Source organism: Epibacterium sp. Ofav1-8 (assembly GCF_022348185.1).
In the GTDB taxonomy this organism is placed as follows: Bacteria; Pseudomonadota; Alphaproteobacteria; order Rhodobacterales; family Rhodobacteraceae; genus Epibacterium.
Genome location: NZ_JAKRFD010000002.1, coordinates 341,523 through 357,618 on the forward strand (window position 1 = coordinate 341,523; position 16,096 = coordinate 357,618).

14 protein-coding genes are annotated in these 16,096 nt (G+C 61.6%); 11 read left to right on the forward strand and 3 right to left on the reverse strand.

All coding sequences use genetic code 11. From position 1 onward, the window contains the following. Positions 1–79: 79 nt before the first annotated feature. Positions 80–985 carry a LysR family transcriptional regulator gene (locus MHM97_RS04420; protein ID WP_239319912.1) on the reverse strand — a complete coding sequence of 302 codons (906 nt, stop codon included), beginning with the start codon at positions 983–985 and terminating at the stop codon, positions 80–82. 150 nt (positions 986–1,135) lie between these two features. Here MHM97_RS04420 and MHM97_RS04425 point away from each other — a divergent pair, with 150 nt between their 5' ends. From MHM97_RS04425 to MHM97_RS04475, 11 genes are all read left to right on the forward strand, one after another. Further along, on the forward strand, positions 1,136–4,573 hold the full coding sequence (locus MHM97_RS04425) for an indolepyruvate ferredoxin oxidoreductase family protein (protein ID WP_255729223.1): 3,438 nt from the start codon (positions 1,136–1,138) through the stop codon (positions 4,571–4,573). Positions 4,574–4,713: 140 nt separating this feature from the next. Next, on the forward strand, positions 4,714–5,592 hold the full coding sequence (locus tag MHM97_RS04430) for a lysophospholipid acyltransferase family protein (protein ID WP_239319926.1): 879 nt from the start codon (positions 4,714–4,716) through the stop codon (positions 5,590–5,592). A gap of 30 nt (positions 5,593–5,622) precedes the next feature. After that, positions 5,623–6,432 carry a glutamate racemase gene (locus MHM97_RS04435; RefSeq protein ID WP_239319928.1) on the forward strand — a complete coding sequence of 270 codons (810 nt, stop codon included), beginning with the start codon at positions 5,623–5,625 and terminating at the stop codon, positions 6,430–6,432. An 85-nt stretch (positions 6,433–6,517) separates the two neighbouring features. After that, positions 6,518–7,546 carry an N-acetyl-gamma-glutamyl-phosphate reductase gene (gene argC, locus MHM97_RS04440; RefSeq protein ID WP_239319930.1) on the forward strand — a complete coding sequence of 343 codons (1,029 nt, stop codon included), beginning with the start codon at positions 6,518–6,520 and terminating at the stop codon, positions 7,544–7,546. A gap of 13 nt (positions 7,547–7,559) precedes the next feature. Continuing rightward, positions 7,560–8,003, forward strand: coding sequence for a cytochrome c maturation protein CcmE (ccmE, locus tag MHM97_RS04445; RefSeq protein ID WP_239319931.1), 444 nt, complete (start codon positions 7,560–7,562; stop codon positions 8,001–8,003). Between the two features lie 143 nt (positions 8,004–8,146). Then, entirely contained in the window at positions 8,147–8,755 is a 609-nt protein-coding gene (locus MHM97_RS04450; RefSeq protein WP_239319932.1) for a holin-associated N-acetylmuramidase, read from the forward strand. Positions 8,756–8,765: 10 nt separating this feature from the next. Next, on the forward strand, positions 8,766–9,302 hold the full coding sequence (locus tag MHM97_RS04455) for a holin family protein (protein ID WP_239319933.1): 537 nt from the start codon (positions 8,766–8,768) through the stop codon (positions 9,300–9,302). A gap of 72 nt (positions 9,303–9,374) precedes the next feature. Next, the gene (locus MHM97_RS04460) at positions 9,375–11,339 is read left to right on the forward strand and encodes a heme lyase CcmF/NrfE family subunit (protein ID WP_239319935.1); all 1,965 of its coding nucleotides are present in this window, start codon (positions 9,375–9,377) and stop codon (positions 11,337–11,339) included. Next, positions 11,336–11,803 carry a cytochrome c-type biogenesis protein gene (locus tag MHM97_RS04465; protein WP_239319938.1) on the forward strand — a complete coding sequence of 156 codons (468 nt, stop codon included), beginning with the start codon at positions 11,336–11,338 and terminating at the stop codon, positions 11,801–11,803. The genes MHM97_RS04460 and MHM97_RS04465 overlap by 4 nt, the downstream gene beginning before the upstream one ends. 203 nt (positions 11,804–12,006) lie before the next feature. Then, on the forward strand, positions 12,007–12,537 hold the full coding sequence (locus MHM97_RS04470; protein WP_239319952.1) for a DUF2087 domain-containing protein: 531 nt from the start codon (positions 12,007–12,009) through the stop codon (positions 12,535–12,537). A gap of 72 nt (positions 12,538–12,609) precedes the next feature. Beyond that, positions 12,610–13,389 carry an enoyl-CoA hydratase-related protein gene (locus MHM97_RS04475; RefSeq protein ID WP_239319954.1) on the forward strand — a complete coding sequence of 260 codons (780 nt, stop codon included), beginning with the start codon at positions 12,610–12,612 and terminating at the stop codon, positions 13,387–13,389. A gap of 83 nt (positions 13,390–13,472) precedes the next feature. Here MHM97_RS04475 and MHM97_RS04480 read toward each other — a convergent pair whose 3' ends face one another. After that, positions 13,473–14,522: a calcium-binding protein gene (locus tag MHM97_RS04480; protein ID WP_239319956.1), complete on the reverse strand. Its 1,050-nt coding sequence runs from the start codon at positions 14,520–14,522 to the stop codon at positions 13,473–13,475. A gap of 277 nt (positions 14,523–14,799) precedes the next feature. After that, a complete protein-coding gene (gltA, locus tag MHM97_RS04485; RefSeq protein ID WP_239319967.1) occupies positions 14,800–16,095 on the reverse strand; it encodes a citrate synthase in 1,296 nt (431 codons plus the stop codon). Position 16,096: the final 1 nt, after the last annotated feature.

The window sequence follows — 16,096 nt, forward strand, 5'->3', positions numbered from 1 at the left end:
TTGAAACACTTGTTAAATCAAGCCTGCCATGCGCTATGTGCATAGCTGGGCGGCTGCATGCATGCCGCCACGGCAGGTATCAGATTTTTCCAAGTTCTTTCATGTGTTTACGGTGTGCGATGATCTCATTCTGCACAAAGTCCCGAAAGGCGGAAACACGCTGCGAATGGCGCAACTCTTCCGGGTAGGCGAGGTAGACGGGCACACCATTGGTGTCCTCATTTGGCAACACCTGCACCAGATCGGGGAAATCCTCGGTCACATAGTCCGGCAGCACCCCGATGCCGAGATCCTGCAACACCCCCTGCAACACGCCGAAATAGTTGTTCACGGTCAAAAGCGACTTGGGGTTATGGGTCATCAGCTTCTGCACCATGACGGTGGCAGAACCCACCTGCGCCGAGCGCAGGCTCTGGCAGATCAGGCGGTGGTCGCAGATTTCCTCGATCGTTTCCGGCCAGCCGAACTTGTCGATATAGCCCCGCGACGCATAAAGCCGCATCTGCACCGTCATCAGCCGTTTGCGGATCAGGTCGGCCTGGCTGGGTTCCTTCATGCGAATGGCGACATCGGCCTCCCGCATCGGCAGGTCGAGCACCCGTTCCTCCAGCATCAGGTCGATCTTGAGGTTGGGATATTGTTCGTAGAGCTTCGCCAGACGCGGCGCCAGCCAGAGCGTGCCGAACCCGGTGGTGGTGGTCACCCGCAATTCGCCGAACACGCCTTCTTCGCTGTCTCGGATTCGCGCCGAGGCGGTTTCCAGGCGTTTGGCCATGGTGCGGGTGGCATCAAACAGCAACTCGCCCTGTTCGGTGAGAATCAGCCCCCGCGCGTGGCGGTGAAACAATGTTGCGTTCAGGCTCTCTTCGAGACCCCGGATCTGCCGCGACACCGCAGATTGGGACAGATTGAGGCGATCCCCCGCATGGGTCAGGCTGCCCGCGTCCGCAACTGCATGAAAGATCCTGAGTTTGTCCCAATCCATTGATTTTACTCTTTCTGCCTCTTTTAGACAAACTACCTTAGGAACAGCCTAAGTTTCAAACCTTACCGGAGTTTGACACGGATTCTTTCAAATACGGCTATACAGGTCAGCATCTATGACCTATTATTGGATCCAAAATGCAAGCAAGTCATGGTTGAGGAGGACCGGATGAGCACGCAAAAGATCTCGCTCAATGACCGTTACGATCTTGAAAAATCGCCGATTCTGCTGAATGGCACCCAGGCGCTGGTGCGTCTGATGCTGATGCAGAAGGCGCGCGACGTGGCCGCCGGCCTGAACACCGCCGGTCTGGTGACTGGCTATCGCGGCTCGCCGCTTGGCGCTGTCGACATGCAGATGAAGCGCGCGGAAAAGCTGCTGACGCAATCTGACGTGACGTTCCAATATGGTCTCAACGAGGATCTTGCCGTCACCGCGCTCTGGGGCGCGCAACAGGCAGAGATCCGTGGCGAGGGCAAATACGACGGTGTCTTTGGCCTGTGGTACGGCAAGGGGCCGGGGGTCGACCGCTCCGGCGATGCGCTGCGCCATGCCAATATGGCGGGGTCTTCGAAACATGGCGGGGTTTTGGTCGCCATGGGCGATGACCACACCGGCGAAAGCTCCACCGTGCTGCATCAGTCGGAATGGTCCCTGCTGGATTGCTACCTGCCGATCGTCAGCCCGGCAGGGGTGCAGGAAATCCTCGACTACGGCATCTATGGCTATGCGCTGTCACGGTTTTCCGGCCTCTGGGTGGGGCTCAAGACGATGAAGGACACCATCGAGGTGACCTCGGTTGTCGACGGCGATCCCGACCGGATGCAACTGGCCGTGCCGCAGTTCGACATGCCGGCGGATGGTCTGAACATCCGGCTGGATGATGACCGCTTCCGTCAGGAAGACCGTATCATCGACTACAAACGCTTTGCCGCCGAGGCCTTCAGCCATGCCAACAAGATGGACAAGCGCATGTGGGGCAAGCCCGGCGCCAAGATCGGTTTTGTCGCTGCGGGCAAGAACTGGCTGGATCTGGTTCACGCGCTAAGTCTCTTGAATGTCGACGAAAACATGGCCGAACGCCTCGGGATCACCACCTACAAGGTGGGTCAGACCTGGCCGATGGACATGAAAGGGTTCCACGACTGGGCCGAAGGGCTCGATCTGATCGTGGTGGTCGAGGAAAAGCGTAAGCTGATCGAGATCCAGATCAAGGAAGCGATCTTTGACGACCGGCGCGGGCGTCGGGTCTACGGCTGGTACAAGGGCGGTGCGGGCACCATGCACCGCGAGGAGCTGTTCCCGACCAAATATGCACTCGACCCCATCATGATCGCCGAGAAACTGGGCAATATCCTGATCGAGGAGGGCCGCGATACCGAGGCGATCCGCGCCGGTCTGGCCCAGCTCGATGATGCGAAACGGGCCGACAATGCCGAGGAAATCGCCGCGCGCCTGCCGTATTTCTGTTCCGGCTGCCCGCATAACTCCTCCACCAAACTGCCGGATGGCTCCCGCGCCTATGCGGGGATCGGCTGTCACTTCATGGTGCAGTGGATGGACCGCGAAACCGTCGGGTTCACCCATATGGGTGGCGAGGGGGCGAACTGGATCGGCGAGGCGCCGTTTTCCAAGAGAAACCATGTATTTCAGAACCTTGGCGACGGAACTTACAACCACTCCGGGGTGATGGCGATCCGCGCGGCACTCGCCGAGGGCACCAATATCACCTACAAGATCCTCTATAATGACGCGGTGGCGATGACCGGCGGCCAGCAGGCTGAAGGCGGCCTCACCGCGCCGCAGATCGCCCATGAGCTGACCGCCATGGGGGTCAAGACCATCGCCGTGGTCTATGACGAAAAAGAGGACGTGGTCGCCAGCCAATTCCCCTCCGGCATGCGGATGCATGAGCGGGGCGAGCTGATGAAGGTCCAGCGCGAGTTCGAGGAGGTGGGCGGCGTCTCCGCCATCATCTACATCCAGACCTGCGCGGCCGAAAAACGCCGTCGCCGCAAGAAGGGCCTGTTCCCGGATCCGGATCAGCGCGTGTTCATCAACTCTGATGTCTGCGAGGGCTGCGGCGATTGCGGGGTGCAGTCGAACTGCGTGTCGATCGTGCCGAAAGAGACCGAACTGGGCCGCAAGCGCGCGATTGACCAGTCCAGCTGCAACAAGGATTTCTCTTGTCTCAACGGGTTTTGCCCGTCGTTCCTCACCGTCGAGGGCGCCAAGATCAAGAAGAGCGCAACCGCCAGCCTGGAGCTGCCGGAACTGCCCGACCCGCAACTGCCCGCGATCGACGGCACCCATAACGTGGTGATCACCGGCGTTGGCGGCACCGGCGTGGTGACCATCGGTGCGGTGCTGGCGCAGGCCGCGCAAATCGACGGCAAGGGCGCGGGCATGATGGAAATGGCCGGCCTCGCGCAAAAGGGCGGCGCGGTGCATATCCATTGCCGCATCGCCGAGCAGCCTTCGGACATCAGCGCCATCCGCGTGGCCACCGGTGAGGCGCACGCGCTGATCGGCGGCGATCTGGTGGTGAGCGCGGGGGCCAAGACCCTTGGCCTGACCTCCACCGGGCGCACGGGCGCGGTTGTGAACAGCCACGAGATCATCACCGGGGAATTCACCCGCAACACCGATTTTGCGTTGCCAAGCGACAGGTTGCAGGTCGCGCTTCAGGCGCGATTGCGGGACCGGGTGGATCTGTTTGATGCCTCCGAACTGGCGCGCATCAGCATGGGAGATTCGATCTTTTCCAACATGATGGTCTTTGGCGCCGCCTGGCAGCGGGGGCTGATCCCGGTGTCCTATGAGGCGCTGAAACAGGCGATCGAGCTGAATGGCGCTGCGGTAGAGAAAAACCTCCGCGCCTTTGATATCGGACGCTGGGCGGTGCTCTATCCCGAGGACGCTGCCAAACTGCTGGCGCCGAGCGTCGTTGCGCTGCCCAAGACGCTTGATGAGAAAATCGCCTATCGCCGGGCGCAGCTGGTGGACTACCAGGGCGAGCGGCTGGCGAAACGCTACGAGAAACTGGTGGCGGGTGTCTCCGATCCGCGGCTCAAGGAAGCGGTGGCAAAAGGCTATCATAAGCTCCTGTCCTACAAGGATGAATACGAGGTTGCCCGCCTGCTGCTGAGCAGCCGGGAAAAGGCGGCGGCGGAGTTTGATGGCGATCTGAAGATCTCTTACAACCTCGCGCCGCCGATCCTGGGCGGCAAGGATGCCAATGGTCGTCCGAAAAAGCGCAAGTTTGGCCCCGGTACGGAACGGTTGTTGCGGATCCTGGCCAAGCTGAAGGGACTGCGCGGCACGCCGCTGGATGTCTTTGGCTATACTGCCGAGCGCAAGATGGAGCGGGCGCTGATCAAGCAATATGAGACCGATATGAAGGAATGGCTCGCCCAATCCGACGCGGTGGACATGGATGCGCTGGTGGCGCTGGCGGAGCTGCCGTTGCAGATCCGTGGCTTTGGCCCTGTCAAAATGAAGAGCGAACAGCAGGCTGCCAAGCGGCGCGAGGAACTGCTGGTGGCGCTGAAACAGGGGCCTGCGCCGCTGAAGGCTGCCGCCGAATAGTGGCCCCCACGCCACTGTGTCTTGGGGATGGCGTCATGAATGTGTTACCAAGGCTGGGCAATATGCGCGCCCGGCCTTAGGTAGCCGGGCACCTGCACCGCAGGCAGCGCATTCCCTGTCTTTACGGAGACCTCAAAGACATGCTTGAGCGTCGTCATATCGCTCGCGATATTTCCTATTCGCACTCGGCCGAGACACGGCCGGGTCGGATCATGATCCGCCTGATGGAAAACACCACCGGTCGTTTGCGGCTGATAAAGCGCGCCCGGGGCTATGATTCCGAGGTCGCCTCCGGGCGCAGTTTCTGGGACGTGATCGTCGAACGCTACGGTCTCAGCCTTGATGTGGTGGGCGGCAGTCTCGACAATATCCCGCGCGACAAGCCGGTGATCCTGATTGCAAATCATCCCTACGGTATCCTGGACGGGCTAATGATGGGGCACATCCTGTCGCGCACGCGGGGGGATTTCCGCATTCTGGCGCATCAGGTGTTTCGCAAGGCCGAGGATCTGAACAAGGTCATCCTGCCGATCGATTTTGCCGAGACCAAGGAGGCGATGAAGGCCAACCTCGAGACCCGGCGCGAGGCGCTGTCGTATCTGGGGCAGGGCGGTGCCATCGGGATCTTCCCCGGCGGGACGGTGTCCACCGCGGCGAAACCCTTTGCCCATCCGATGGATCCGGGCTGGCGCGGCTTTACCGCGCGGATGGTGGCCAAATCCGATGCGGTTGTGGTGCCCTTGTACTTCGACGGGCACACCTCGCGGCTGTTCCAGATTGCCTCGCATCTGCATTACACCCTGCGCATGGGCCTCCTGATCAAGGAGTTCAAGAAACGCGTCGGCACCCCGGTCCGGGTGGTGGTCGGCGATCCGATCGGCCGCGATGTGCTGGACCCGCTGGCCAAGGACTCCAAAGCAATGATGGATTTCCTGCGCAAAGCCACGTATGAGCTGTCTCCAACACCGCTCAAATCCTATGACTACGGGTTCGAGTTCGAAGAAAAACACCGGGCCTGAACGGGTCCGCACACCCAAAGGCAGTGTGACATGGCAGTTGGTATTTTTGATTCCGGTCTTGGTGGTCTGACGGTTCTGGACGCGGCGCAAAAGCGCCTGCCGGATGTGGATTTCCTCTACTATGGCGACAACAGCCACGCGCCTTATGGGGTGCGCGATGCCGAAGACATCTATCAGCTGACCCACAAGGCCGTGCACGACATGTGGGATCGCGGCTGCAATCTGGTGATCCTGGCCTGCAACACCGCCTCGGCGGCGGCCCTGCGGCGCATGCAGGAGGCGGGCGTGCCCGAGGGCAAGCGGGTGCTTGGCGTGTTTGTGCCCTTGATCGAGGCGCTGACCGAACGCCAGTGGGGCGACAATTCGCCCCCGCGTGAGGTGGCCGTGAAACATGTGGCGCTGTTTGCAACCCCCGCCACCGTGGCAAGCCGCGCGTTTCAGCGCGAGCTGGCGTTTCGCGCCATTGGCGTCGATGTGGAGGCGCAGGCCTGCGGTGGCGTGGTCGATGCCATTGAAGAGGGCGACATGATCCTGGCTGAGGCGCTGGTCAAAAGCCATGTCGACGCGCTGTTGCGCAAGATGCCCCGTCCCGAGGCGGCGATTCTGGGCTGTACCCATTATCCGCTGATGGAGGACATCTTTCAAAAGGCGCTGGGGCCGGATGTGCAGGTGTTCAGCCAAGGCCGTCTGGTGGCCGACAGCCTCGCGCATTATCTTGAGCGTCGCCCCGATATGATCGGCGGCGGTGCCGCAGGCTATGTGACCACGGGCGATGCCGGACGTGTCAGCAGCCGCGCGACGCAGTTCTTGCGACGAGAAATCACTTTTGACGCGGCCTGAGGGGTTATACCCTCACGTCCAACCTGATTTCCTGTCTGCGACTGACGCAGGCCCTCCTGATACATGAACAATTCGAGGTCTCGACATGACCCATAACGTGGCAATCCTTGGTGCGTCCGGCTACACCGGCGCAGAGCTGATCCGGCTGATCTCTCAGCACCCGAACATCACCATCAAAGCCCTCGCCGCCGAGCGCAAGGCAGGCATGGAGATGGCAGATGTGTTCCCGCACCTGCGTCATCTTTCTCTGCCAACCCTTTGCAAAATCGAGGAAATCAACTTTTCGCAGATCGATCTGTGCTTCTGCGCGCTGCCGCATAAGACCAGCCAGGAGGTGATCGCCAAACTGCCGGGCGATCTGAAAATCGTCGATCTTTCGGCGGATTTCCGGCTGCGCGATCCTGACGCCTATCAGAAATGGTACGGCAACCCGCATGCGGCGCGGGAGCAGCAAAAAGAGGCGGTCTATGGCCTCACCGAATTCTACCGCGACGAGATCAGATCGGCGCGGCTGGTGGCGGGCACCGGCTGCAACGCCGCAACCGGGCAGTTCGCCTTGCGGCCGCTGATCGCAGCGGGCGTCATCGATCTGGATGAGATCATTCTCGATATGAAATGCGCGGTCTCCGGCGCCGGGCGGGCGCTCAAGGAAAACCTGCTGCACGCGGAACTGAGCGAGGGCTACAACGCCTATGCCATTGGCGGCACCCACCGGCATCAGGGCGAGTTCGATCAGGAATTCTCTCTGCTGGCGGGGCGTCCCGTGCAGGTTCAGTTCACACCGCATCTGCTGCCCGTGAACCGGGGGATCTTGGCGACCACATACGTCAAAGGCGATGCGCAAAAGATCCACGAGACCTTTGCCAAGGCCTATGCCGACGAGCCCTTTATCGAGCTTCTGCCCTTCGGCGAGGCCCCTTCGACCCACCATGTGCGCGGCTCGAACTTCGTTCATATTGGGGTGACAGGGGATCGCATCGACGGTCGGGCGATTGTCATCGTGGCGCTTGATAACCTGACAAAAGGTAGCAGCGGTCAGGCCTTGCAGAATGCGAACCTGATGTTAGGTGAAGAGGAAACAGCTGGGCTGATGATGGCACCGCTGTTCCCCTGAACAAGAGGTCCAGATGAAGTCCCTGAAGAAGCAGCGGCGAATCCAGATCATAGCGCTTGCGACCGCGGCCCTGATCGGGTCCACGGCGCTCATCGGATATGCGATGCGCGATGGTATCAACTACTTCCGCTCGCCCAGTCAGGTGATGGAGACGCCGCCCGAACCGACCGAGACCTTCCGCATCGGCGGTTTGGTCGAAGAAGGCAGCCTGCAACGCGGCCAAGGCGAGGCGGTTCTGTTTTCCGTGACCGATGGCGGGGCCAGCGTGCCGGTGACATTCACCGGGGTGTTGCCGGATCTGTTTGAGGAAAATCAGGGCATGGTGGGCACCGGGCGTTATATCAACGGTGTCTTTGAAGCCTCTGAAATTCTTGCAAAACATGATGAGACCTACATGCCCAAAGAAGTGGTGGATGCCCTGAAGGAACAGGGTGTCTACCGCGAGGACGAGAGCTGATTTTCTCTCGGCATGCCTCTGGTTTTACAACGCGCCCGGCGGTCTTCGCACGGGCGCGTTGCGTATCTGGCGCACGCCGCGCCCACCTGATCTCAAGGCCCGAACGCTAGTCTTCCTGCCAGTTCCCGATTGGAGGATCTGGCATGGATGTCGCAAAAATCGCCCGAGAGATTGTCGCCCGTGAAGGGGGCTATGTGAATGACCCCGACGATCCCGGCGGGGCGACCAAACATGGCGTCACCATTCACACGCTGCGCCGGCTTGGCCTTGATCTGACCGGTGACGGCGCGGTGGATCGGCGCGACGTCAAGGCGCTGGATCGCGCGCAGGCCGAAGAGATTTTCCTGCGCGAATACTTCCGCCGCCCACGTCTGCATCTGCTGCCAGAGCCGCTTCAGGCCAGCGTCTTTGACATGCATGTCAACGCAGGTGCTAACGCGGTGCGCATCCTTCAGCGGCTATTGTGCGACATGGGGTATGACGTTGCGGTCGACGGGGCGATGGGGCCGCAGACGGCCAAGGCGGCGCAGGCCGCAGGGCAGGTCAATATGGAGGCGCTGGTCAACGCTTATGGGATTGCGCGTCGGAACTACTACTTCGACCTTGCCGATCGTCGCCCGCGCAGCCGCAAATATGCCCGCACTCGCGCAGGCGGCAAGGGCGGCTGGATTCGCCGCGCCGAAGACTTCATCGCGCCGCGCTATCACATGACCCCGGCAGAGTTTCAGTCCCGCACAGCGCATTGGTCGTGAAGGAGGTTCCATGTTTTCAACGCTTTGGGAGATGCTCTTTGGCAATCGGCGCAATGTGATCCGCGAGACCGCAGAGGTCTTTCGCGAAAACAGCGAACAGGCGGCGGTGCGGGCGCATGACCTGCAAGGCGCGGCACTGGCGCAGTTTGCAGCCGAATTTGCGGGCGAGAAAAGCGGCTTTGATCGCTTCATGGATGGGGTCAACCGTCTGCCGCGCCCGATGCTGGCGCTGGGGACGCTGGGGCTGATGGTGGCGGCGATGGTGGACCCGCTGTGGTTTGCGGCCCGCATGCAGGGCGTAGCCCTCGTGCCCGAACCCCTGTGGTGGCTCTTGGGGATCGTTGTGTCGTTTTACTTTGGCGCGCGCAGTCAGGCCAAGACACAAGCCTTTCAGGAAGGCATCGCACGCAGCCTGGCACGGGTGCCGCAGGCGGTTGAGAATATCGAACAGCTGAACACAGCCGCGCAATCTTCTGATAAAAAACGAGAAAACGACAGCGCGGATAATCCGGCGCTTGCGGACTGGCATCGCGCGCGCGGGGATTGAAGACCCCCTGCGGCGCGGGGACGCGGGCGAATGTGATTGGCGCTGATCTGCGAGACCGATATAGAAGCAGGTATGATTACAGAGCTCGGTCACTTCGCCCTTATCCTAGCCTTCATGATCGCCATTGTTCAGATGGTTGTGCCCCTGATTGGTGCGCACAAACGCTGGCCCGGATGGATGGCTGTGGCGGAACCCGCCGCGCAGGCGCAGTTCCTGTTTACCGCCTTTGCCTTTGGCGCGTTGACCTGGGCCTTTGTGACCTCGGACTTCTCGGTGCGGCTGGTGACGCTCAACAGCCATTCCGCAAAGCCGATGATCTACAAGATTTCCGGCACCTGGGGCAATCACGAGGGCTCCATGCTGCTGTGGGTGCTGATCGTGAGCCTCTTTGGCGCAACGGCCTCGGTGTTTGGTGGTGGCTTGCCGCCGACACTCAAGGCGCGCGTGCTAAGCGTGCAGGCGGCGATCGGGGTGGCGTTCTTCGCATTTATCCTCTTTACCTCCAACCCCTTTCTGCGGCTGGCAAATCCGCCGTTTGACGGGCAGGATCTGAACCCGCTGTTGCAGGATCCGGGCCTCGCCTTCCATCCGCCGTTTCTGTACCTGGGCTATGTGGGTCTCTCGATGGCGTTTTCCTTCGCGGTGGCGGCCTTGATCGAGGGGCGCGTTGATGCGGCCTGGGGACGCTGGGTGCGCCCCTGGACCCTGGCGGCGTGGATTTTCCTGACCATCGGCATCGCGCTTGGGTCGTGGTGGGCCTATTACGAGCTCGGCTGGGGCGGTTTCTGGTTCTGGGATCCGGTCGAAAACGCCTCCTTCATGCCGTGGCTCCTCTCGGCGGCGCTGCTGCATTCGGCGATCGTGGTGGAAAAGCGCGAGAGCCTGAAGAGCTGGACCATCCTTTTGGCGATCCTCGCCTTCGGGTTCTCGCTGATTGGGACATTTATCGTCCGCTCCGGTCTGCTCACCTCGGTGCATGCCTTCGCCAATGATCCGGAGCGCGGCGTGGTGATCCTGGCGATCCTCGCGGTGTTTACCGGCGGCGCGCTCTTGCTCTTTGCGCTGCGGGCGCAGGCGATGGAGGCCAAGGGCGTGTTTTCCATGGTCAGCCGCGAAAGCGCGCTGGTGGCCAACAACCTGCTTCTGGCGGTGAGCTGCTTTGTGGTCTTTGTTGGCACGCTTTGGCCAGTGGTGGCCGAGATGGCGTTTGACCGCAAACTCTCGGTCGGGGCGCCGTTCTTTGATGCGGCCTTTCCGCCCTTCATGGTGGCGCTGGGTCTGTTGCTGCCGATCGGGTCGGTGCTGCCGTGGAAACGGGGCAAGGGCGCAAAGACCCTCTGGGCGCTGCGGTATGCCATGGTGCTGGCGCTGGCGATCGCGGGTCTCACCTGGGCCGTTCAGTCCGGCGACAGCCTGCTGGGGCCGGTCGGGGCCATGCTCGGGGCCTGGGTGGTCAGCGGTGCGGCGCTGGATCTGTGGAACCGCGCCGGGCGCAAGGACAAGCTGGCCCGCCTGATGCGCCTGCCGCGCGCCGATTGGGGCAAGTCGGTGGCGCATGCCGGGCTTGGGGTCACGATCTTTGCGATTGCGGGCCTCACCGCCTGGCAGGTCGAGGACATTCGCGTCGCCAATATCGACGAGCCCTTCCGCGTCGGCCCCTATGACATGGTCCTCAGGGCGGTCGAAGAGGGGCGCGGCCCGAACTATTTCACCACCATGGGCGTGGTCGAGGTGACCCGCAACGGGCGCGAGATCGCCACCCTGCGGCCTGAAAAGCGCGTCTACCCGGTGGCGCAGATGCCCACCACCGAAGCGGCGATCGACTACCGGTTCACCCGTGATCTCTATGTGGTGATCGGTGATGCGCAGGCGGGCGGCGGCTTTACCATGCGGACCTATATCAAGCCCTTTGCCAACTGGATCTGGGGCGGCTGCCTGCTGATGGCCCTTGGCGGGCTGCTGAGCCTGTCGGACCGCCGGTTCCGCGTTGCCGCCGGGGCGCGCAAGACGACCGCAGAAGGGGTGCCGGCAGAATGATACGTCTGATCAAAGCCCTGGCGGCGGTTCTGCTCCTGTCGGTCACGCCGGCCTTTGCCGTGCAGCCGGACGAGGTTCTGGACGACCCGAAACTGGAACAACGCGCCCGCGACCTGTCCAAGGGGCTGCGCTGTCTGGTGTGCCGCAACGAGAGCATTGACGAGTCCAACGCCGATCTGGCCCGCGACCTGCGCCTGTTGGTGCGCGAGCGTCTGGTGGCGGGGGACAGCAACGAAGAGGCGATCGACTTCATCGTGGATCGCTACGGCGAATATGTGCTGCTGAAACCGACGGTGCGCGGGGCCAACTGGATTCTCTGGGCGGCGGGGCCGATGATGCTGGTGCTGGCACTGCTGGTTGCGCTTTTGTATCTGCGCAAACGCGCCACGGCGGCGGGCGGGGCCGAGACTGACGACCTGTCAGCCGATGAACAGGCGCGCCTCAAGGAAATCCTCAAGGACTGACGCGTGATGCCGGGACGCGGGCGGATTGCCTGATCCGGTACATTTTGCTAAAGAGGCCTTGGTCCGCAGTTCACCAAGGCTCCGCCACGCGCTAAACCTGCGTTATACATCATGTCATCGGACTCCTGATCGGGGTGCCTCTGGACAAGGGCGGACATCCGTATGGCCTGAGCCATGCCCGGCATCCTGCATAAATGGAGGACATGATGTCCAAGGATGTGATCCGTCTGACCATTCCCGATGTGTCGGATTTCGCCAAACAGCTGCGCAACGCCCTCAGCGAGGCACCAGGCCATGTGGAGATGCTGAACCATGTGGCCCGCGCCGCAGGGTATCGCAATTTCCAGCACCTGCGCAGCCAGAACCCGCCCACGCCAGAGATTGACCACAAGCGCATCGCGCGGGCGGCGCGCTATTTCGACGGTCGTGGACGTTGGGAAAGCTGGCCAACAAAACGCGGGGTGCGCGAGCTGTGCCTCTGGGTGATCTGGGCGCGACTGCCGGCCCGCGAACGCTGGAGCGAGCGGCAAATCTCGGCGCTGATTGACGAGCACTGCAGCTTTCACGATGCGGCCCAGATCCGGCGCAGCCTGATCGAGATGCAGCTTTTGACCCGCAATCGCGATGGGTCGGACTATGCGCGGGTTGAAACACCGATGGATGCACATGGCGCGGCGCTGCTGTCCTTGCTCGCAGAGCGGCAGAAAACGCAAGAAAAGCCAAAGATTGGCTGACGCGGCGTTTGTCTTTTCGCAGGCGGATGCTTAGGTCAACATGCGCATAACTCGAACAGGGATATTTCACGCATGGACTACCGCGACATTCAGTATTCGCTTGCAGACGGGCTTGCGACCGTGACCTTGAACCGCCCGCAGAGCATGAATGCGCTCACCAGCCAGATGCGGGCGGAAATCACCCATGCGATGAAAGCGGCCGCAGCCGAGGCGCGTGCGGTGGTGCTGACCGGGGCGGGCAATGCGTTTTGCACCGGTCAGGATCTCAAGGACGCCTCCACCGGTGGCAACCAGATCGATCTGGAGCGCACGCTGCGCGATGAATATGTGCCGATGCTGGAGGCGATCTACAACTGCCCGGTGCCGACGCTCTCTGCGGTGAACGGTCCGGCGGCCGGGGCCGGGGCCAATCTGGCGCTGGCCGCCGATGTGGTGATTGCCACCGAGAGCGCCTATTTCCTGCAGGCCTTTGCCAAGATCGGGCTGATGCCGGATGCGGGCGGCACGTGGTTCCTGCCGCGCCAGATGGGGCTGGCCAAGGCGATGGGCGCGGCGCTGTTTGCCGACAGGATCTCGGCGCGTCAGGCCAGTGACTGGGGCATGATCTGGGAAGCGGTGCCGGACGCGGAGTTCGAGACCCATTGGAACGCGCGTGCGGCCTATCTGGCCAGCGGCCCGTCCAAGGCCTTTGGCGCCATCAAACAGGCGCTGCGCGACTCCACCACCAACAGCCTGTCCGACCAGCTGTCGCTGGAGGCGCATTTGCAGGGGGAGCTGGGCCGCAGCCGCGATTTCATGGAGGGCGTTACCGCATTTATGGAAAAGCGCAAACCGGGGTTTGAAGGGCGCTGACCGCGCGCAAGCCACTCTGTTACCAAAAAAAAGCCGCCCGATCCGGGGCGGCTTTTTCATAGGTTGGTCCGTCTGGCGCAGCGTTAGGCGTTGGCCTGAAGCAGCTGCACATGGGTGGCGGGATCAAATCCGTCGCCCGCGTTTTCCAGATAGGCGATGACCTCACCTCCGACCAGAATCTCCACATCGGCGCTGCCATCGGAGTTGGTGACGGTTTCATAGCTCAGATCCGGCGGGGTCAGACCGTCGTAGCGGTAGACAATGCTGTCATCCCCGACGTTGAAGTCGCGAATAACCGCAGCCTCTCCGGCGTCCATCCAGTCGCCGATCCCAAAGACATCGAGCCCCTCGCCGCCGGTCAGATCATCTCCGGCCCCGGCAAGCAGGACGTCATTGCCATCCCCACCCCTCAGCACATCGGCGGTGCCATCATCGACGACATCCAGACCAAAGGTGCTGGGAGTGGATTCGTTTTCAAGAAAGACCTGCCGCAGCGTGATCGGCGAGGACAGCGACGGACCGGTGACCAGCGTGCCCCCATTCAGCGCATCATCCCCGGCGCCACCGTCGAGCGTATCGGCGCCGATACCCCCATGCAGCCCGTCACTGCCATAGCCGCCAGAGAGGCTGTCGTCGCCGGAATCGCCCGACATGTAGTCCTGACCGAGGCTGCCGCTCATGGTGTCGTCGCCCGAACCGCCGACCATCACATCAAGGCCACCGCCCCCGGTCATGCGGTCATCACCGAAGCCGCCTTCGAGGATGTCGGCATCAGCGCCACCGGAGATGAAATCATCGCCGTCGCCACCATAGAGATCGTCGGTCCCAGCATCGCCGTAGAGCGCATCATCGCCGGTTTCGCCACGCAGATCGTCCGCGCCTGCGTCGCCATTGATGGTGTCGTCGCCTTCACCGCCTTCGCTGCGATCATCGCCGTCGCCCAGGGAAATCAGATCGTGCCCGTCGGTCCCGATCAGCAGGTCGCTGAGCGACGAGCCTTCCAGCGTGCTGTCCGGCACCCGTTCGTTGGCGGCGGTGTCTTCGGTGTTGTCATCGCTGTCGTCACCGTCACCATCCAGGGCCACAAAGGCGCCAACGGCTGCCAGGGTTCCCATCATCGCAAGTAGAAACATTCCATGCCCTCGTTCGGTAATCACAGGTCAGCGCATTGCTCGCCATTCTTGAATGCGGCAAACACATGGCAACCTGCGGGTATATGGTCCGTTTTAAGGCCGGAATTTGAAAAGTAACGTATTTAATTGAAGATTGGTTAAAACTGTCTGTTTCGGCATCCGCGACAATAGTCCCGGATGCGATCTCTGTTCTCTGCGAGATTTGCATGCCACTGAAAACAATAAAAAAACCGCCCGGCAACTGCGGGCGGTTTTTTAAGGTTTCTTTTGCTACGGCTCAGCGGTTTTCGATATCGACGTAATCGCGCTGTGTCTCACCCAGATACAATTGGCGCGGACGGCCGATTTTGTTCTGCGGATCGCCGATCATTTCCTTCCACTGCGAGATCCAGCCAACGGTGCGCGACAGCGCAAAGATCGGCGTGAACATGGAGGTCGGGAAGCCCATCGCCTCGAGGATGATGCCCGAGTAGAAGTCGACGTTCGGGAACAGCTTCTTCTCGATGAAGTAAGGATCGTTGAGCGCGGTCTGCTCCAGCTCCTTGGCCACCTGCAGCAGCGGGTTGTTCTCGACGCCCAGAAGCTCCAGCACCTCGTCGGCGGATTGCTTCAGCACCTTGGCGCGCGGGTCGGTGTTCTTGTAGACGCGGTGGCCAAAGCCCATCAGGCGGAACGGATCGTTCTTGTCCTTGGCGCGTTCGATGAACTCCGGGATACGGTCGACGGAGCCGATTTCCTTCAGCATCTCGAGGCAGGCCTGGTTGGCGCCGCCATGTGCGGGCCCCCAGAGGCAGGCGATGCCGGCCGCGATACAGGCAAACGGGTTGGCCCCGGAGGACGACGCCAGACGCACGGTCGAGGTCGAGGCGTTCTGTTCGTGATCCGCATGCAGGGTAAAGATGCGGTCCATCGCCCGACTCAGGATCGGATCGACCTCGTAATTCTCTGCCGGAACAGAGAAACACATGTGCAGGAAGTTGGCCGCGTAATCCAGGTCGTTGCGCGGATACACAAACGGCTGGCCGATGGAATACTTGTAGGCCATCGCCGCAATGGTCGGCAGCTTTGCGATCAGGCGGATGGCCGCCACTTCGCGCTGCCACGGATCGGAGATGTCGGTGGAATCGTGGTAGAAGGCCGACATTGCGCCCACAACACCCACAAGGGTCGCCATCGGGTGCGCATCGCGACGGAAGCCACGGAAGAAGTTGTGCATCTGCTCGTGGACCATGGTGTGACGGGTCACACGGGTCTCGAAATCCTCAAGCTGGGTCGCGGTCGGCAGCTCACCATAGAGCAGCAGATAGCAGACCTCCAGATAGTGGGATTTTCCCGCCAGCTGGTCGATCGGATAGCCACGGTGCAGCAACACGCCTTCGTTGCCGTCGATATAGGTGATGGTGCTGTCACAGCTCGCGGTGGAGGTGAAGCCCGGGTCATAGGTGAAGACGCCCGCCTGAGCGTAGAGTTTGCGGATGTCCAGAACATCCGGCCCGGCGGTGGGCTTGAAAATGGGCAGATCGTAGGTCTCACCATTCAGGCTCAGCTGGGCCGTTTTTTGTGAATCTGTCATA